Consider the following 19,609-nt stretch of genomic DNA (forward strand, 5'->3'; position numbering starts at 1 on the left):
TAGAAAATGAAGTGAAAGTAAAATTAATATTTTTTAAATTTACGAGCTAGGGTAAAAAAACTACGAACAATCCCATAAAGCACATATAAACTAGCAATAATCAATGCACTTTCTAAAAAATATAGATAAAGCATAGAAAATAAAATTACTAAAAGGATTAACACCTTCAAAACATTTGCTCTTTTTAAATCGATTTTCTTAAAACTTGGATACCTTATGTTGCTTACCATTAAAAAGGCTAGAAGCATTTGGATACATATTATTATTAAAGAAAAATCATGTAAAAAATCATAATATAAATAAGCACTTACCCATAAAGCACTTACAACCGCTGCTGTTGGTATAGGTAGACCTATAAAAACCGATGGTTCATAAGTTCCTGTTGTGACATTAAATCTTGCCAAGCGTATAGCGCCAAAAACTACAAATAAACCAGCTATTAATGAGCCAAAACGACCATATTCATAACCTATGCTCATATAAAAAAGCATAGCAGGTGCTACACCAAAGGCTATTAAATCAGCTAGTGAGTCAAACTCAACTCCAAATTTAGAAGTAGAGTTGGTAGCTCTTGCAACGCGTCCATCTAAACCATCGCAAATTAATGATAAAATAATATAAATTAATGCTTTATCAAAGTTTTGATTAATAGAAGCAATCACTGAAATAATACCTAAAAATATGGAAGCGGCTGTAAAAAGATTAGGTAAAATATAAATTAGTTTAAAATTCATGGATTTAAATATCCTATTAATGTACCAATGCGTACTTTATCATTTTCATTTACGCAAATTCTAGTGTCTTTTGGAAGTAATAAACTTACACTACCATCAAACATAAAACCTATATTTTGTCCATGGTTTAAATGATGACCAAAATCATCAATATGAGCTTTTCTATTCAATGCTCCAAAAATAACGCGTAATGCCCATTGTTTGCTCTTGGAATTAGCTAAAAATAACATTCTTTCACCCATTAAATTTGTATTTTTCATAAATGGACATAAAAAAAGTCCATGCCTTATTCTAGTTTCTTCTATATTCATATCAAGCGGAGCTATGATATTTCCTTGGGAAAAAATATTATTGATAATTTGCACTTCTATACACTCGCCAAGCTCTTTATATGAGCTTGTTTTGATACATTTGATTTTTCCTTCTATGGGAGCTATAATGGTGTTTGGATCTGCTATATAATCAATTTTTTTAGTTCTAAAAAGATAAATAAAAAATATAAAAATACACCATAAAAGCCAAGAAAATCCCCATATAAATTGAAATATTGCAAAAACTATAGCTAGAACTATAAGCAAACTCCAACCAGTTTTTGCAATAAAATGTGTTTTCATTAGTCTTCCTTAGTAGCTTCTTGCTCTTTTTCTTCTAGGCGTGTTGGAAGATTATTTTCTTCTTCATAGTTTTTAATAATCTCTCTTACTTTGGCACCATCAATAGTTTCTTCTTCATAGAGTGCTTGCACCATCACCTCTATAGCACCGCTATAGGTTTTTAAAATTTCTTTTACACCTGCATAGCGTTCATCCAATGTTTTCTTTACATACTCATCTAAATCTTGAGCCATTTTATCAGAATAATCTTTTACAGTTTGCCCACCACTTAAGAAAGTATTTCTTTGCTTTTCAAGTACCATTAAGCCAGCAATTTCACTCATACCATACATAGAAATCATAGCTTTGATAATATCAGTTGCACGCTCAAGGTCATTGCTTGCACCTGTTGAAATTTCTTTAATGAAAATTTCTTCAGCTGCACGTCCACCTAAAAGTACATCAACTTCAGCTAAAAGTTCATGTTTTTGCATTAAAAATTTATTTTCTTCAGGGGTGTTGAGTGTATATCCTAAAGCTGCTAAACCACGAGGAATAACAGAAACTTTACTTACTTTTTTAGCACCTTTTGTAGTTTCAGCTATTAAAGCATGGCCGCACTCATGATAAGTTACGATTTTTTTCTCTTTATCATTAATTCTGCGTGATTTTTTCTCAAGTCCTGCTATGGCTCTTTCTACTGCCTCTACTAAGTCTTTTTGCTCCACATGTTTTTTAGAATCCCTACCTGCAAGCAAAGCCGCTTCATTAATGATATTTGCCAAATCAGCACCCGCAAGACCTGCTGTTAATCTTGCAATATCTTCTACTTTTACTTCAGGTGAAATTTTAACATCTTTCATATGGACTTTTAAAATATCACATCTACCTTTAAAATCAGGCTTATCTACTAAAACTTGCCTATCAAAACGCCCCGGTCTAAGTAGTGCTGCATCAAGTACTTCAGGACGATTTGTCGCTGCTAGAACAATTACTGGTGAGCTTTCGGTACCAAAACCATCCATTTCAGCTAGAAGTTGATTTAAAGTTTGCTCTCTTTCATCATTTCCGCCCATCATACCGCTTGCTGCACGTGATTTACCTATAGCATCGATTTCATCTATAAATACAATAGCTGGAGCTTCTTTTTTAGCATTTTCAAACAAATCTCTAACCCTGCTAGCACCAACACCAACAAACATTTCTATAAAAGATGAACCTGATACGCTAAAAAATGGCACATCAGCTTCGCCTGCCACTGCTTTTGCAAGCAAAGTTTTACCTGTACCTGGAGGACCAACAAGCAAAAGTCCTTTTGGAATTTTTGCTCCAAGATTGATGTATCTTTCAGGGTATTTTAGAAAATCAACAATTTCTTTAACTTCTTCTTTTGCTTCTTCAACACCTGCAACATCATTAAATTTAACCTTCGGTTTTTCTGAATTTACAAGTTTTTTAGAACTTCCTATACCAAGTATAGATCCACCCATATTTTTTTGCATACGAGAAGCTAAAAACATCCATATACCAAAGAAAATAAATACTGGCAAAACCCAAGAAAGTAAGATATCTATAAACCAATTGCTTTCATTAAAAGCACCATAGGAAACGCCTTTTGAGTCAAGTAAAGGAACAAAAGTAGCATCATTTGGAACTTTTTTGGTAATATATACCATATTTCCTGCTTTAGATACAGCTTTTATAGTAGTTTGACCTATATTAACTTGGGCAATTTGATTATTTTCAATTAAAGTTTTTAATTCAGAATAAGTAACTTTTTTAGTGTTTTCTCCGCCCATAATACCTATGCTACCATCATCTGAAAATCCTTTAAATAAAAGAATCATCACAATGGCAAAAATGGCAAAAATAAAAATGGGATTTTTGTTAAAAAAGTTATTATTGTTTTGATTATCTTTTAAATCATTTGGTTTTTTATTCATTATTGCAATTCCTTTTTATAAACTAAACTCAACCATTCTCCTTTGTGTTTGCATTCTAACAAAGTGAAATCTTTGAATTTATTTTTAATCCTTTCTTCATATTTATTTAATATACCAGATAAGATCAAAATTCCACCTTCTTTGGTTTTTTCTTTAAGATCTTTTTCTAGTATGATCAATATATCGGCAATGATATTTGCCACAACTATATCATATTTATGTAAGCTTTTATTAATAGAACCTACCCAAATATCATCAAAGCTAACTTGATTTAATTTTGCGTTTTCTTTACTTGCAACTATAGCTAATTCATCTGTATCGCAAGCTTGTACTTTGGCTCCAAGTTTTGCCATGATAATGCTTAAAATTCCACTTCCACAACCCACATCTAAACAAAATTTGGAATTATCTGTATATTTTTGTAGAAATTCTATACAAGTATAAGTACTCTCATGATGTCCTGAGCCAAAAGCTAGAGCAGGATCTATAATGATATTAATTTTATCTTGTTTAGCTTCTTGCCAAGTGGTGTGAATATGGATATTATCGATCGTCAAAGCTTGTATACCTTTTTTATACTCTTCTATCCAATTTTTATTTTCTTTTTTTTCTAAGGTAGAGTGGAAATTAATATGAGTATTTAGTTTTTGACATAATTTTTGATGAAAATCATGCAAGGCTATTTTAATGAGTTCTATATCTTCTTCTGATCTTATATAAATACCATTGTTTTTTTCTTCTATAGCGTCTATCTCTAGAGAAAAGATAAGATCAAGGAATAAATCTAAATATTCCTTGTCTGTTTGAAAAAAAAGTTCGTAATAATGTGTTTGCATAAAAACTTATAATTAACCTTCGTTTGTTCCTAAAACATCTTCAAGTTTTTCTTTTAACACTTGAGGAGTAAAAGGTTTTACAATATAGTTATTTACGCCTGCTTTTAAGGCGGTAATAACTTCTGCTTTACCACCTTCTGTAGTTACCATAATAATTGGCATATCAGCATATTTTTCTTCCGCTCTTACTTTTTTTACTAATTCCAAGCCATTCATTTCAGGCATATTCCAGTCAGTAATTAAAATTTTAATATCATCATTTTGTGAAAGTAAATCCCAAGCTTCAACTCCGTGTTCAGCTTCTAAAACATCCTTGTGGCCTAATCTTACAAGGGTATTTTTGATTATTCTTCTCATGGTAGAACTATCATCAACTACTAATAACTTCACTTTTTTTCCTTTATCTTGATGTAATTACATAAAACTGTAATTGTATCGTTTTTATTTTTATTAATCAATTAAAAGTTTATATTATATCATTTTAAAATAAAATTAGAATTTAATCACTCTCCGTTTTTATTGTGATTAAATTCAGGCACAATCTCCTTTAAAACTTTTGCAGGATCTGTGCTGTGGAGTAATTTTTCTATTTCTTGATTTAAAATTTTTAAATCTTTAAGATCACTAGTGGTAACAAATATACTTTCATATTGAGTTTTTAAATCATTTTCATGGATTAAAAGCTCTTCGTAAAGTTTTTCGCCTTTTCTAAGCCCAGTGATTTTGATTTCTAACTTTTTATTAGAAAGTAAAAGCATTTTTTTAGCTAAATCCATGATTTTAACAGGCTCACCCATATCAAGTACAAATAATTCTCCACCTTTGGCAATAGCCGCAGCTTGTAAAACAAGTTGCACAGCCTCATTTACTAACATAAAATAACGCACTATATCAGGATGAGTAAGAGTAAGTGGCTCATTAGCTGCAATTTGAGCTTTAAATTTAGGTATTACACTTCCACTTGACCCTAAAACATTACCAAAACGCACACAAGCTACTTCAAAATTTTCACAACTTGAGCTTAATGTATAAAGTTCACAAATTCTTTTTGTGCAACCCATGATGTTAGTCGGTCTTACAGCCTTATCAGTGCTTATCATAACAAATTTAGCAACCTTATAAGCTTTTGCAAGATCGATTAAATTTTTAGTACCTATGATGTTATTTAAAATAGCTGAATGTGGATTTTGCTCACATAAAGGCACATGTTTGTAAGCTGCTGCATGTAAAATCAAATCTATGTTTTTTTCTTGTAAAAGTTTTTCTAACGCTTCTTTGTCTAATATACTCATCATAATAGGTTCGATTTTTTCTTTATGTAAGCTTAATTCTTCATTTATTTTATATAAATTATACTCACTATGATCAAGCATGATTAAGTGTTTTGCACCAAATTTAATGCATTGTTTGCAAAGCTCACTTCCTATAGTTCCACCAGCTCCACTAACTAAAACTACTTTATCTTTGATAAAATCAATCACGCAAGCATTATCCAAATCTTTTGGCTTACGCGCTAATAAATCTTCGATACTTATATCTCTTGCTTCATTTTGCGTAAAAGAAAAAAGCTTTATATCGTTAATCCCATAAGCAATGAGTTCGTCAAAAAGCTTTTTTAATTCTTCTTGCTCAAGTTTTAAAGCAATGATAGCAGTATGAATTCCTTCAGCGGTATATTTTCTGATTGCTTCTTTTTCTTCAACTATAAATTTATCACAATAAGTACCTATTAAATTTTTACGCTCATCTACCACAGCTACAGGGAAAAGTCCTAAACTCCCTTCTTTAGCTCCTTTTAATAAATGCAAAGCCTTTGAAGTGGCGCCAACTACTATACAAGGATGTTCTTCGTTGTATTTTGGCTTTCTAAAATCAACTATCATTCTTTTGCTTATACGCAAACTTCCAATTAGCATACAAGATAAAACAAAGTCTATTCCTATAACGCTTCTTGGAAAAGGATTAAAAAAATCATCATAAAAATAATAAATTGCTAAAAATACAAGCTCAGCCAAAGCTAAAGCGATGACTAATTTACGCGCTTCATTAAGGGAGAAAAATCTCCAAGCAACTTGATAAATTTTAAAAAAAGCTAGAAAAATGATTTTAAGTAAAATCAAAATCACAGCACTTTTAAACATACCTTCATAAAATTCACTTGGGATGTCTGCACTAAAGCGTAAAGAAAAAGACAAATAAATACTTATAACAAAAAGTAAAATATCAGCACCTAGAAAAAATCCTAAGCGTTTGCTTTTATAATCCATCTTAGTCCTTTAAGGTGTTTAAGATTAAAGTAGAAACTTCCTCTACATCAGCTTTGCTCATAGTAGTTGCACTTGGAAGGCAAATTCCATTACTAAAGAAAAACTCACTATTACCATTTAAGTAAGTATCACAGCCTTTGTAAAGTTCTTGCAAATGCATTGGCTTCCAAAGTGGACGACTTTCGATTTTATTATCTTTTAAAACTTGTATGATTTTTAAAATTTTATCTTGAATTTGAACATTTTTATTTTCACATATACAATGTTTTTCATAAGTATTAAGTTTATTTAAATCAAAATCAAGTAAAGCAGTGCTTAACCAGCGATTTGACTTGGTATTTTCAAGCTCATCTAAAAAAGTAAAAGTTCCACTTAAAAATTCTTTATACCAGCTATAAATTTCACGCTTTTTACTCACTCTTTCTTCTAAAACTTCCATTTGAGCAGTACCGATTGCACCTAAGATATTGCTCATTCTATAATTATAGCCATATTCTTTATGCTCATAATGAAGGCAATTTTCTCTAGCTTGGGTACTGTAAAATCTTGCTTTTTCAAGATTAGCATGATTTTCACTCACAAGTATGCCACCACCACCTGTTGTGATGATTTTATTACCATTAAAAGAATATACTCCAAAATCCCCAAAAGTACCTAAGGCTTTATTTTTGTAAAAACTTCCCAAAGCTTCAGCAGCATCTTCAATTAAAAAAATCTCATTTTCTTTACAAATTTGGACGATCTCATCCATTTTAGAAGCATTACCATAAAGGTGTGTTAAAATAAGAGCTTTTGGCTTTTTAGGACTTTCTTTGATAGCTTTTTTTAATAAATTTACATCTAAATTATAAGTTTCATCACAATCAATAAATACAGGCGTAGCATTCATGTAAGAAATAGGTGCTACTGAAGCAATAAAGGTAAAACTTGAAGCTAGAACTATATCGCATTCTTTGATGTCCAAAACTCTTAAAGCTAAATGAATAGCTGCAGTGGCTGCATTTAGAGCAAGTGCGTTAGAACTTTTTGTATAATCTTTAATACTTTGTTCTAGGGCATTAACAAATTCACCCAAAGGTGCTATATAATTACTTTCAAAAGCTTTGTGTATGTATTCTAATTCTTTTCCACTCATATGTGGTGCTGATAGAAAAAATCTCATTTTACCTCCTTTATTTTCTTGGCAGGAACTCCAGCATAAATGCCTTTAGAAGTTAAGTTTTTAACTACAACTGCTCCTGCGCCTAAAGTTATATCATCATTTAAACTTATACAAGGAATAACACTTGAATTAACTCCTAAAAAACAACGCTTTCCTATTTTTACATTTCCTGTTAGTTTAGCTCCAACGCTAATATGGCTAAACTCATCTACAAAACACTCATGCTCAATCACACAAGCAGTATTTAAAATCACACCTTTTGCAATACTAGCTTTAGCATTAACTACGACATTTGGCATGATTAGAATACCCTCATCATCTAAAAAAGCACTTGGGCTAATAATAGCACTTTTGTGTATCAAATTAACTAATCTAAATCCATCATCTTTTGCTTTTTTGAAAAGTTTTTCTCTAATAGAGTTTGCGCCAATAGCAATAAACATATCGTGTTTTTCTAAATTGGAGTGATATTTTAAGCCTTTATTATCATCTAAAAAGATGATTTTTTCATATCCTAAATTTCTAGCTACATCAGCACAGACTAAACCATGCCCACTAGAACCATATATATAAATACTTTTAGTTGTGTCCATTGAATTTATCCGTTGTAGCTACTCCTTTTTTATTAACCCCGCTTCTTTTTAAAACTTTAACAATGGTCATAAAAAAGATTTTAAGATCAAATAAAAAAGAGCAATTTTGCACATATTCTACATCATATTTAAATTTTTGCTCCCAAGAAATAGCATTGCGTCCATTAATCTGTGCCCAACCTGTAATGCCTGGTCTTACATCGTGGCGTTTTTTTTGCTCTTGATTGTATAAGGGCAAGTATTCTACAAGTAAAGGTCTTGGGCCTATGAAGCTCATATCGCCTTTTAATACATTAAAAAGCTGCGGTAATTCATCTAAACTCAAGCTTCTAACTAGCTTACCAAAAGGCTTTAAGCGTAATTCATCAGGAAGTAATTCTCCATTTTCATCGGTTTCATCACTCATAGTTTTAAATTTATAAATATAAAAAATTTTTTCATTTAATCCTGGTCTTGCTTGTTTAAAAAGCACACTTCCTTGAACGATTTTTAAAACAATACCTATAAGCACTATAAAGGGTAAAAAAATAATCAATAAAATCAAAGCCAAAAAAAAGTCAAAAACACGCTTTAAACCATTTTTATACATTTGTAAAACCCCTATAAAAGTCAAGATATTTCAAAGCTATGATATTTTCATCATAATTTTGCGCTCTAAGAAAAGCATTTTGTGCTAAAGTATTTTTTAGTTTTTCATCTTCTAGTAAAACTGCTATTTTTTCAGCTAAATCCTTGCTATCTTTGCTTTTACAAATTAAACCGTCTATGGCATTATTCACTGCTTCAATGCAACCCTCAGCATCACTTACCACGCATGCTTTTTTACAAGCTTGTGCTTCTAAAACCGTTCTTGGATAGCCTTCTTTATAACTTGGTAAAACAAAAATATCGCATAAATTTAATAAATGTGCAATATCACTTCTTGTGCCAAGATAAAAAACATCATTTGAGTTTAAAAATTCTAATGGTGCACAAGATTTATTATCATCTCTTCCACCCACTAAAACAAAATTTGCCTTATCTTTTAAAATTTGGCTTGCTTCATAAAATTCTTTAATTCCTTTATGCCAAAGTGCTCTTGAAATCATTAAAACGATAGGTTTATCAGGCATATTGTGTTCTTTTAAAAAAGCTTGTTTTTCTTCTGTGCTAATTTTTAAAGGTAAAAATTGTTTTAAATTTAGCCCTACGGATTTGATGATTTTGATTTTTTCTTCTTTTAAGCCTAAATTTTTCATAAATAAAGCATTGCTTTCATTGACAAAAATAAAACCATTTGCAAGTTTAAAAGAAATTTTATAAAGTAAATTAATGCTTATTCTTACTAATTTGCTTTTAAAATCATCATCTATGTAAAAACTTCCTAAGCCTTCAACCAAACCAAAAGTGTATTTAATGCCCGCCATTTTAGCCGCTATAATACCTGTTGTATTGCTTTTGTGAGCGCTTGTTTGTAAAAGATCTAAATTTAAACTTTTGAGTGTATTTTTTAAACTAAGTAGATTTTTAAAAACAATTAAAGGATTGACACTTGATCTAGCTAAATCATAAAAGCAAACCTTATAGCCTAGCTCTTGTAACTTAATAGCAAAATCATCTTTTGGAGTGATGATTATAACTTCATGATTATTTTTTTCTAAAGCTCTGATGAGTGCAAGACGAAAATAATACACACTCATTGCGCTATGGGTTAAAATTCCTATTTTCATCTTTTTAGCCTATAAATTTTTGCTCTTGCATCATTAGTGACTTGCTCAAATAAATCTTGATCGTATTGATTTAATAAAAACATTTGTATGTAGGCACTATTATAAAGATTTTCATCCAAAATCACAAAGCTTTTATATTCTCTTAAAAAGAGTAAATAAATTTGAGCTTTTGAATCAATTTCATTGTAATAAAATTTGCCATTAGTGATGGATTCTATATCTACAAAAGCTTTTAAAGGTATAGTTGTACCTTCTAGTTTTAAAGCTCTAAAATCATTAATAATTTCTACTCCATTATCAAGCATAACAGAACCTGTTGTTTTATCTTGAGCTATGGCATTAGCTTGAGAGAAAAATAAACTTTTTTCTTGCTCTCCATTGTCAGGATTTGTATTTGCAAATTGTGCTACCACGGGCATGATACGCAACATTCTATAAGGCATGTAAATATATACATCTCTAGTTTTATTGGTATCAAATTTAAAATCTTTATCATTTAAACTTTCTAAAAAATCTTTAGCACTTGTTTGGTTATAATCTTTTACCATAGCTTTTAAAACATCAGGATAATTTTCTTTGAAAGATTTTTCAGTGTATTCTACGCTAAGTCTTGCCATATTAGCTGCTGGAATTTGTTCTTTACTTAAGACAAAAGATGAGAAAAAATTATCTTTTCCTAAGTGTTTTCCACCATCGATTAAGGTTTTTACATCGCTATAATAGCGTATTGGATAACCATAATCCCACCAAGCAACAACATAATCTTCTCTTTGAGCTTTATTTTTTAAATCATTTAAAATACTAGCTTCATAAGAAGTAAAAACAGTAGAGGATTTATAATAATAAATATGCATCAAAGCAGGGCTTATGCTAAAAAATGTAATGAGTATGAGTAGGATATTTTTATTTCTTAGACTAAGTTTGATTTGTTTTTTTTCTAAAAAATTAAAAAAAGCATATAAAAAATATCCAAAACCCAAAGCCATCACAGGAACTGCATAAATGGTAAATCTAAGCCCAGCTCTTAAAGCCATAAAACCTAGTGCAAGCATAGGTAGAGCTAAAAGCATACTTTTGTGATCTTTGCAAAGTAAGATAAAACCTATAAAAGAAAGGATAAATACTAAAACACTAGAGCTAATTCTTTGCATAAATACTTCAGGATCGATAGTATTTACTTCCATAATAGTTTCATTAACATTAAAATACATAAAGGCAGCATCTTTTAAATTTTGCACATCAGAAGCTTTGAAAACATAAAATTTAAGTTGATATAAAACAGGATCTAAACCACCACTTAAATGTAATATCAAAATGCTAATAAAAATCAAAGCCCAAACCATATAAAAATTAATTTTTTCTTCTTTAAAGGCAAAAATAGCAAATAACAATACAATTAAAGTAAGTTTATATTGCCATGCTAGCATACTTAAAGCTATGATCATTAAAGCAATAGCTAGATAAAAAATCTTTTCTTTTCTATGAAATACTAAAGTATAAAGACCAAAAAGTCCTATCATGGCAAAATTTAAAGAATAACTTGACGGATACCACCACAAATAAATCATGATAAAAACCGGACTTAAAAGTAGGGTAAAAATGTCTTTATTAATAGTTAAGCGTATAAAAGTAAGCAAAACAAGCATTGGTAAAACTAACACTAGCATATCAGTATCATAATACCCGCTCATAGTGCGGTTATAATAACTATTTGCAATGCTTCCAAGTAAGGCTGCTATAAAGCCATAAGTAGTGAGTTTATACTCTCTTGCGATTAATATAATAGGCACAACAATCAAAGAAGCAAAAAAAGTACTCATATATAAAATAATACTTTCAAAGCTAAAAGGTAAAATACTATAAAGCCAATAAGTTAAAGTAGAAAGTGAGCTTCCAAAATAAGATAAGTCATTAGGTTGATGAAAACCTGCTATCATATCTCTTGCACCTTCTGCAAAAGCATAGCCATCATTAGTAGTAATCATGAGTTGATCATTAAAGAAAAACTCATAAAACTCACTTGCCCAAGCCACCCAGTATAACCTACACAAAACACTAAAAGCAAAGGCTATAAGGATTAAAATACAGGTATATTTTATAGAATTATTATTAGTGAAATTTTGTTGCAGTTTCATTTTATGCCTTGTTGAAAAATTCAAATAATTGCTTTGCTATGCTAATTTTATCAAATTCTTTTGCACGCAAAAAAGCCTTTTGTCTATATGAAGCTTTTAATGCTTCATCATTGCACATTTTTTCTAAGCCTTCTTGCATGGCTTTTTCATCATCTACTTTTACTAAAAGTCCAAACTCATCATCTAAAAATAGCTCCCTTGCGCCACTTTTATGATCAGTGCAAAGTACGGCAGTATTACAAGCTAGGCATTCGATTAAAACATTAGAAAAACCTTCAAAACTTGAAGCAAAAGCAAAAAAGTCACATTTGCTCATGTATTTATAAGGATTTTTATCAAAACCTAGTAAAAAGACTTTATCTTTTAAATTTAAAGTTTCTATTAAAGCTAAAAGCTCATCTTTTAAAATGCCCTCGCCTAAAATGACTAATTTTAAATCAGTTTTAACTTTTGCATAAGCTCTTATAAGCATAGCATGATTTTTACCATGATCAAGCCTTCCAACACTTAATATAAAAGGATCTTTAAAGTCTATTTTTTCTTTAGATTTTTCTATGATGTTTTCTAAGTCTATGGCATTGTATAAAATATCGCATTTTTTAGCCTCTATATTGAAATTTTGTATTAAATCTTCTTTGTTTCCTATAGAATTTGCTAAGATTAAATCTGCTTTGTTATAAAGTTTTTTAATAAGAAATTTATTGATAAAAGAATTTAGATTATTATGTTTATAAATCACACTTGGAGTAGTGCATTCATTGATAATAAGGGTTGATTTAAGTCCTAGGGATTTTGCCATTAACGCAATATAATTAGGTCTATTTAATAATACAAATTGCAAGTTGATTTTTAAATTTTCACAAAGCTTTTTGTATTTTATAGCTAGCAAGGGTAGTTTTAAAAATTTAGCTAAGTTACTTTCACTTGGACTTGATTTTTCAAGATAGTGGATATTAACTTCAGGAATATCATATGATATTTTGTCATTCATTAAAATTAAATGTATTTCATATTTTAAATTTAACACAGGTAATAGCGTAGATACAACCCTTTCAGCGCCACCACTTCCTAAAGAATAAATAAAAATTGCTAGTTTTTTCATTTTAAACCCTTACTTCTTTGATTAAATCAAGCCATTTTTGTGCTACATTGGCCACTTCATAATCTTTACATCGTTGCTGTGCATTAAGCGCTAGTGTTTTTCTTAAATTTTCATCTTGCATTAAAAGTGCGAGTTTTTCGCTTAAAGCTTTTTCATCATCTAAATCTACTAAAAATCCATCTTTTCCATCATCAATTAAATCTTTATGACCGCTTGTGTATTTAGTGCTAATGCGCGCTACTTGATAATATAAACTTTCAAGTAAAACTGTTGGCAAGCCTTCTATGAAAGAGCAAAGGCAGATTATTTTTGCTTTTTTATAAAGCTCTTGCATATTTTCAATTTTACCTAGAAAATTAACTTTGATATTTAAATTCTTGGCTTCTTGTTCTAAATCTTGTCTTAATTCTCCATCGCCTGCTATGAAAAAGTTGTATTGTTTTTGTAAATTTGTATCTAGCCTTGCTATGGCTTTTAAAAACATAGAAGCATTTTTATTATGATCAAGTCTGCCTACGAAAATGACATTATTTTCTTTTTCTAAATTTTCTTTAATAGGGCTAAAATGACAAGGATTTGGCATATTGATAACTTTTTTAACAAAGTTTTCATAGTAATTTTTATCATCATTACTTAGCACGGTTAAAGCATTTGCATGAGGAAAACTTATACGGCGTAAAAACTTCCAAATTTTAGATTTTAAATAAGTATAAGAGCTATGTTCGCTAATGATTAAAGGTGTATTTAAACCTTTGTTTGCCCAAATGCAAGCAATATTAGTTGTATCTAAAAATGAGATAAAAATATCGCTTTTGTGGTCTTTAAGTGCTTGTTTTAAGGCTTTGAATTTTTTAATACGCGAGGCTATTTTATTATAAAGAGTGGAAAAGTCAAACTGCTCTAGGGTAAAAAGTTTGATTTTTGGCTCAAGCTTGTAAAAAGAGTCTTCTTTGTGAAATTTAATAATATTTATTTCATGATTTTTGCAAAGTTCATTAGCTAAAGTGACTAATACTCTTTCAGCACCGCCTGAATTTAAAGTAGCTATGATGAAAGTGATTTTCATACTTGTTCCTTTAAATGCCCATGTTTTACTTCAAATACTCTATCACAACCTTGTATGGTTGAGAGCCTATGGGCTATGATGATGAGAGTTTTATCTTTTGAAATTTTATAGATTTCTTCCATGATTTTTGCTTCACTTTCTTGATCAAGAGCGCTAGTTGCTTCATCTAAAACTAAAATTTCAGGTTGTTGATAAAGCGCTCTTGCTATGGCTATTCTTTGTCTTTGGCCTCCACTTAAAAACGAACCTGAATCACCTACCTTAGTATGCACTCCATCTTCAAGTGAATTTACAAAGCTTTCAAGATTAGCTTGTTTGATCACTTTGTGTAAAAGCGCTTCATCTACTTCTTCTCCAAAGCTAATATTTTTAGCAATAGAATCATTAAAAAGATAAATTTGTTGAGGTATGTAGCCAATTTTACTTCTAAAACTTTTTATATTGCTCTCATCAAGCTTAATTCCATCTACAAAAATAGCTCCATCACTTGGTTTTAAAAGTCCTATGATAAGATCAACTAAAGTACTTTTACCACTTCCACTTTTACCTATAAAAGCGATTTTTTCATTTTTATCAAGCTCAAAATTTAAATTTTTAAATAAGTTTTTCTTACCCTTATAAGCAAAGAAAAGATTTTTCAAAACGATTTTTTCTTTAAATTCAATACTTTCATCGCCTAGCTTTTCTTCTTTTTCATTGAGCATGTTATAAATAATATCTAAAGAGTTTTTATAATATGTAATTTCATTATAACTTGTGATGATACGATTAGCACTTGGCATAAGCCTATAAAGAGCCACCACAAAAATAGTAATAGTTGCTAAGATAGATGAAATATCACTTTCATATCTTAAAACTAAATACACTACGATAAAACAAAGCATACAAAAACCTATACCTTCAAGGTAAATTCTAGGAATGCTTGACATGCTTTCATTGCTAATGTTTGCTTTGGCAAAAAGCCCACTTTGAATTTCATAAAGTTTTTGTGTGCTTTGTTCTTTGGTTTTGAGTTTGATGATTTTAAGGTTGTTTAAATTTGCATTTAAAATTTCAAAATAATTTTTCATCGCCTCTTCTCTAGCTATGGAAGCTTTTTTTACCAAGGGTGAGAGGATTTTAATCAAAATAAAAGCATTTAAAAGTAAAAAAGCACTTAAAGCTAGGGTGATTTTATAGTTGATAATTAGCAATAAAGTATAAAGTAAAAACACCACAAAGCTTTCACTTAGCATAAGTAAAAAAGCACTAATTAAAGTGCTTAAATGAAATACTTCTTGAGTAATAGTTTTTAAAAGTTCTGATTGATTTTTGTTAGTAAAATTTTCATATTCAAGGTGTAGGTATTTATCAAAAATACGACAAGCAAGGCTGTGGTAACGCCCTTTAGAAAAACGCGCAAGCAAATGAAAATAAAAGGCATTTAAAAAGGCTCTAAAAATATAAAAGGCGATTAATATACAGCCAAAATAAGCAATAATCTTATAACTTGGTAAATTTAAATACTCATATACAGGTTGAAAATAGGAGCTTTTTTCTAAAAGCTCAAAATTACTCGCCACTGATACAAAAGGCATGATCAAAGAAATAGCAAAGCTTTCTATAAATCCTATAAAAATAGAAAAAATTAGCAAAGCAAATAAAAATTTCTTATCATGGGCATTGAGTATGAAAAAAAGTTTTTTTAACACTGTTTTTCCCACTCATAAGCACTTTTACAGATTAATTCTAAACTATCATATTTTGGTTTCCAATTAGTTAGGGTTTTGATTTTATCAGCATTTGAAATAAGCACAGAAGGATCCCCAGCTCTTTTTGGTGCAAGTTCTACTGTGAAATCCACCCCGCTTACTTTTTTCATAGTTTCAATAACTTCTTTTACACTAAAGCCATGTCCATATCCTACATTGAAAATATTACTTTCATTGTTTTCTAAGTATTCTAAAGCAGCTAAATGTGCACTTGAAATATCATCAACATGGATAAAATCTCTAATACAAGTACCATCTTTAGTATTATAATCATCACCAAAAATATAAAGTTTTTCTCTTTTTCCTGTGGCTACTTCAGCAGCAACCTTGATAAGTAAAGTAGCTTTTGGATAGCGTTGACCTATAGGATAACTCATGCAAGCACCTGCTACATTGAAGTATCTTAAAATGCAGTATTTAAATTTAGGATTTGCCATATTAGCATCTTGTAGGACTTTTTCACTCATAAGCTTGCTTTGTCCATAAGGATTAATCGGTGCTAATGGACTTTGCTCATCTACGATAGGAGTTTGTGGCTCTCCATAAGTTGCTGCGGTTGAAGAAAAAATGAATTTTTTCACACCTGTTTCTAGACAAGTTTGGATTAGATTACTTGTGTTTGCAGTGTTGTTCATATAGTATTTTAAAGGATTTTCCATACTTTCGGGAACTTCAATGCTAGCTGCAAAATGCACAATCGCATCAAATTTTTCTTCTTTGAAAAGTTTTTTAATCCCAGCATAATTGCTTAAATCTTGCTCAAAAAACTTAAAAGGTCTGATTTTAGAAAGTTCATCTAAGCTTTTTTTACTGCCTTTTGAAAGATTATCTAATACACAAATTTCATGATTTGTTTCTAAAAATTGTTTTAAAGTATGAGAGCCTATGTATCCTGCGCCACCGGTGATTAAAATTTTCATTTTTATCCTTTTTGTGATATTTAATAATAGTTATTTTAATATACTTTTCTTAATTAATTTAAAACTTGCTCTTTTCTTTTTCTATGGCTTCTAAAAATGGCTTTTGATAGCTTTTATCACTATGTTTTTGCAAAAGTTCTTCTTTGAAATTTTCTAAAATATTAAGATAATCTTCTTGGGTTAAATTAGCTTTGATGAGTTCGTATTTTAAAAATAGTATATAGGTGTTTAACACATCACTCTCGCAATACTCGTGAATTTTTTCTAATTTGTTTTGATAAAAAAGCTCTAATACTTCATTTCCATGCACATCATACTTTCCAGGAAGTCCTGCCATAGCACAAAGTGTGTCAAGTCTTAAGCCTTTTTGGCCAAAACTTCCTAAAGATTCTAATAAATCACAATGTTTATTTTCTACAAATTTACTTTTGTAGTTATTCCATTTATCGCTTGCATCTAAATAAGCACTTGCGTTGATATTGTATTTTAATGCTCTTATAACAAGCAAAGGCATATCATAGCTTTTGCCATTAAAACTTACAAGGCGGGGTTGGTGTTTATCTATGAAGTTAAAAAACTCTTCTAGCATTTGTTTTTCGTTGTCGCCTTTGATTTTATTGACTTTGATGAAATTTCCAAATTTATCTGCAATCACTGCACAAATGCTTACAACTTTATGAAAAGGCAGGGGTAAAAACTCACTTCCGCTTTCTTCTTTTTGTCTTTCTAAAGCTTGCTTGCTAATGCTTAAATCATCGCCATTAAAATCATAAAGATGTTTTATCAATTCTACATCAGGAATGCTCTCACAATCAAAAACGCAAATATATTCTTGCATGATAAACCTTTTTTTAAAAAAATCTTTGTTAAAATCATAACAGAAAATTTAAAAATAAAGTAGCACATGAAAATAGGTTTGGTTAAGTTATCCGCACTTGGAGATATCATCCATGCGGTAATTGTTTTACAATTTATTAAAAAGCATTATCCTAAGGCGAGTATTGATTGGTTTGTAGATGCAAGATTTGCAGCATTATTGCAAGATCATCCAATGATCAATGAAGTTTATGCCCTGCCTTTAAAAGATAGAAAATTCAAAGAAGTTTTTGCTATGCTTTTTGAAGCTAGACAAAATAAATATGATGTTGTGATTGATTTGCAAGGTTTGATTAAATCCGCTTTAGTGAGTAAATTTTTATGTGCTAATACTTTTGGTTTTGATCAAGAAAGTATCAAAGAGGGCTTTGCGAGTAATTTTTATACGCATAAATTTGCGTGTAATTATGAAGAAAATATTATTGTGCGTAATCTTTCTTTGGTGGCTTATGTATTAAATGAGCATTTTGATTATAGCGATATAGAGTTAAAACAAAGTTGTTTTAGCGTAGATGATGAGTTAAAAGAAAGCTTAGAACAAAGGCTTTCTTTAAGTGAAAGTGCGCCAAATATACTCATACATGTAGGCTCATCTATGCCTAATAAAATTTACCCAAAAGAGCGTTTGATACTACTTTGTAGAATGCTTTTAGAGTATTTTACTAGTGCAAAAATCATGCTTGGTTGGGGCAATGTTAATGAGTTTAATTTTGCTAAAGATATAGTTTTAAATTTAAAACATTTGAAAATAGAACTTGCGCCAAAATTAAGCTTAAGTGAGCTTTGTGCTTTAACTAAGGCAAGCGATCTAATCATCGGAAATGATAGCGGGCCTACTCATTTAGCCTTTGCATTAAACAAGCCTTCTATAACGATTTTTGGTGCTACTCCTAGTCAAAGAAATGCTTATGAAACAAATATCAACAAAACAATCAATGCAGGTAAAAAAATACTGCATTCAAAGCATATCGATAAGAGTGATTTTTGCATACAAAATATCGATGAAAAAGATATTTTTAAACTTGCTTGTGAGCTTTTAGAAAAATGATAAATTATGTATATCTAAGCCTTTTTTATATATTAAAAGCCCTTGTGAAGATTTTACCTTCAAAGCTTTTAAACTCTTTTGCAAATTTGGTTGCTTTGATCACTTATAGGCTTAATCACAAACACCGCAAAATCATTGACATAAACTTAAAAATTTGCTTTCCTGAAAAAGATCAAAAATGGCGTGATGAAACTAGCCTTAATATCTATAAAAATTTTGCTAAATTTGGGATTGATTTTATCAAAAATCAAGATGCAAGCAAAGAAGAAATCGTCAATAAAATTTGCTTTGATGATGAGGGGCAAATTTTAAATATAATGCAAAGTAAAAGATCCTTGATTGTAACTACGGCTCATTATGGTAACTGGGAGCTTTTGGCTTTGTCTTTTGGGGCTAAATTTCAAGGAATTTCCATAGTTGGAAGAGCGCTTGATAGTATGGTAATGGATAAAATTTTAAGTAAAAATCGCACGCAATTTAATATAGAGCTTATAGAAAAAAAGGGCGGGCTTAGAAAAATGCTAAAAGCCTTAAAAGAAGGTAGATCGCTTGGAATTTTAACCGATCAAGATGCAGTGGATAGTGAAAGTGTAAAAATACAATATTTTAACCAAGAAGTAAATTTCATAGCAGGTGCAAGTGTACTTGCTAAAAAAACAAATGCTATGATTTTACCTTGTTTTGTGTATCAAAAAGATGAGAAATTTTTTGTAAAAACTTTTAAGGCTTTAGATGCAAGCAAGGCAAGTATAGAAGAGCTTACTAAGTATCAAGCAAAGTGTTGTGAAGAGATGATTAAATTTAAACCTGATGAGTATTTTTTCTTTCATAAGAGATTTAAAAGATACAATCATGAATTATATTTATAGGGTAT

Annotated in this window: 18 protein-coding genes; 2 read left to right on the forward strand and 16 right to left on the reverse strand. The window is 30.1% G+C overall.

Annotated features, from left to right (window positions below):
- Positions 1-23 precede the first annotated feature (23 nt).
- The 16 genes from pssA to L8X50_RS01360 form a co-directional block, all read right to left on the reverse strand.
- Entirely contained in the window at positions 24-734 is a 711-nt protein-coding gene (gene pssA / locus L8X50_RS01285) for a CDP-diacylglycerol--serine O-phosphatidyltransferase (protein WP_133319743.1), read from the reverse strand.
- Positions 731-1,348, reverse strand: coding sequence for a phosphatidylserine decarboxylase (locus tag L8X50_RS01290; protein WP_263660190.1), 618 nt, complete (start codon positions 1,346-1,348; stop codon positions 731-733). Before L8X50_RS01290 ends, pssA begins: the two co-directional genes overlap by 4 nt.
- A complete protein-coding gene (gene ftsH, locus L8X50_RS01295; RefSeq protein ID WP_263659278.1) occupies positions 1,348-3,270 on the reverse strand; it encodes an ATP-dependent zinc metalloprotease FtsH in 1,923 nt (640 codons plus the stop codon). Before ftsH ends, L8X50_RS01290 begins: the two co-directional genes overlap by 1 nt.
- Positions 3,270-4,106 (reverse strand): 50S ribosomal protein L11 methyltransferase, encoded by an 837-nt coding sequence (locus L8X50_RS01300; protein ID WP_133319740.1) that lies wholly within the window; start codon positions 4,104-4,106, stop codon positions 3,270-3,272. Before L8X50_RS01300 ends, ftsH begins: the two co-directional genes overlap by 1 nt.
- Before the next feature lie 12 nt (positions 4,107-4,118).
- Positions 4,119-4,496, reverse strand: a complete 378-nt coding sequence (locus L8X50_RS01305) for a chemotaxis response regulator CheY (RefSeq protein WP_039619063.1) — start codon at positions 4,494-4,496, stop codon at positions 4,119-4,121.
- 113 nt (positions 4,497-4,609) lie between these two features.
- A complete protein-coding gene (gene pglF, locus L8X50_RS01310) occupies positions 4,610-6,373 on the reverse strand; it encodes a UDP-N-acetylglucosamine 4,6-dehydratase (configuration-retaining) (protein ID WP_263659279.1) in 1,764 nt (587 codons plus the stop codon).
- A 1-nt stretch (position 6,374) separates the two neighbouring features.
- Complete coding sequence (pglE, locus tag L8X50_RS01315) at positions 6,375-7,535, reverse strand: UDP-N-acetylbacillosamine transaminase (protein ID WP_263660191.1); 1,161 nt, start codon at positions 7,533-7,535, stop codon at positions 6,375-6,377.
- A complete protein-coding gene (gene pglD / locus L8X50_RS01320; protein ID WP_133319737.1) occupies positions 7,532-8,128 on the reverse strand; it encodes a UDP-N-acetylbacillosamine N-acetyltransferase in 597 nt (198 codons plus the stop codon). Before pglD ends, pglE begins: the two co-directional genes overlap by 4 nt.
- Complete coding sequence (pglC, locus tag L8X50_RS01325) at positions 8,115-8,717, reverse strand: undecaprenyl phosphate N,N'-diacetylbacillosamine 1-phosphate transferase (RefSeq protein ID WP_220567224.1); 603 nt, start codon at positions 8,715-8,717, stop codon at positions 8,115-8,117. Before pglC ends, pglD begins: the two co-directional genes overlap by 14 nt.
- Positions 8,710-9,837, reverse strand: coding sequence for a N,N'-diacetylbacillosaminyl-diphospho-undecaprenol alpha-1,3-N-acetylgalactosaminyltransferase (pglA, locus tag L8X50_RS01330; protein WP_220567223.1), 1,128 nt, complete (start codon positions 9,835-9,837; stop codon positions 8,710-8,712). Before pglA ends, pglC begins: the two co-directional genes overlap by 8 nt.
- Positions 9,834-11,972 carry an STT3 domain-containing protein gene (locus tag L8X50_RS01335; RefSeq protein WP_263660192.1) on the reverse strand — a complete coding sequence of 713 codons (2,139 nt, stop codon included), beginning with the start codon at positions 11,970-11,972 and terminating at the stop codon, positions 9,834-9,836. Before L8X50_RS01335 ends, pglA begins: the two co-directional genes overlap by 4 nt.
- 1 nt (position 11,973) lies before the next feature.
- Positions 11,974-13,074, reverse strand: coding sequence for a glycosyltransferase (locus tag L8X50_RS01340; RefSeq protein ID WP_263660193.1), 1,101 nt, complete (start codon positions 13,072-13,074; stop codon positions 11,974-11,976).
- 1 nt (position 13,075) lies between these two features.
- A complete protein-coding gene (locus L8X50_RS01345; protein ID WP_263660194.1) occupies positions 13,076-14,140 on the reverse strand; it encodes a glycosyltransferase in 1,065 nt (354 codons plus the stop codon).
- Positions 14,137-15,831: an ABC transporter ATP-binding protein gene (locus L8X50_RS01350; protein WP_263660195.1), complete on the reverse strand. Its 1,695-nt coding sequence runs from the start codon at positions 15,829-15,831 to the stop codon at positions 14,137-14,139. The genes L8X50_RS01345 and L8X50_RS01350 overlap by 4 nt, the downstream gene beginning before the upstream one ends.
- Positions 15,825-16,811 carry a UDP-glucose 4-epimerase GalE gene (gene galE, locus L8X50_RS01355; protein WP_263660196.1) on the reverse strand — a complete coding sequence of 329 codons (987 nt, stop codon included), beginning with the start codon at positions 16,809-16,811 and terminating at the stop codon, positions 15,825-15,827. Before galE ends, L8X50_RS01350 begins: the two co-directional genes overlap by 7 nt.
- A 58-nt stretch (positions 16,812-16,869) precedes the next feature.
- Positions 16,870-17,649 (reverse strand): 3'-5' exonuclease, encoded by a 780-nt coding sequence (locus L8X50_RS01360; RefSeq protein WP_263660197.1) that lies wholly within the window; start codon positions 17,647-17,649, stop codon positions 16,870-16,872.
- A 66-nt stretch (positions 17,650-17,715) separates the two neighbouring features.
- On the opposite strand from L8X50_RS01360, the gene waaC reads away from it, so the two are divergent.
- Both waaC and L8X50_RS01370 read left to right on the forward strand, forming a co-directional pair.
- Positions 17,716-18,735, forward strand: a complete 1,020-nt coding sequence (gene waaC / locus L8X50_RS01365) for a lipopolysaccharide heptosyltransferase I (protein ID WP_263660198.1) — start codon at positions 17,716-17,718, stop codon at positions 18,733-18,735.
- Complete coding sequence (locus tag L8X50_RS01370) at positions 18,732-19,604, forward strand: lipid A biosynthesis lauroyl acyltransferase (RefSeq protein WP_263660199.1); 873 nt, start codon at positions 18,732-18,734, stop codon at positions 19,602-19,604. The genes waaC and L8X50_RS01370 overlap by 4 nt, the downstream gene beginning before the upstream one ends.
- Positions 19,605-19,609 lie beyond the last annotated feature (5 nt).

It is taken from the genome of Campylobacter sp. CNRCH_2013_0898h (genome assembly GCF_025772965.1).
In the GTDB taxonomy this organism is placed as follows: Bacteria; Campylobacterota; Campylobacteria; order Campylobacterales; family Campylobacteraceae; genus Campylobacter_D; species Campylobacter_D lari_D.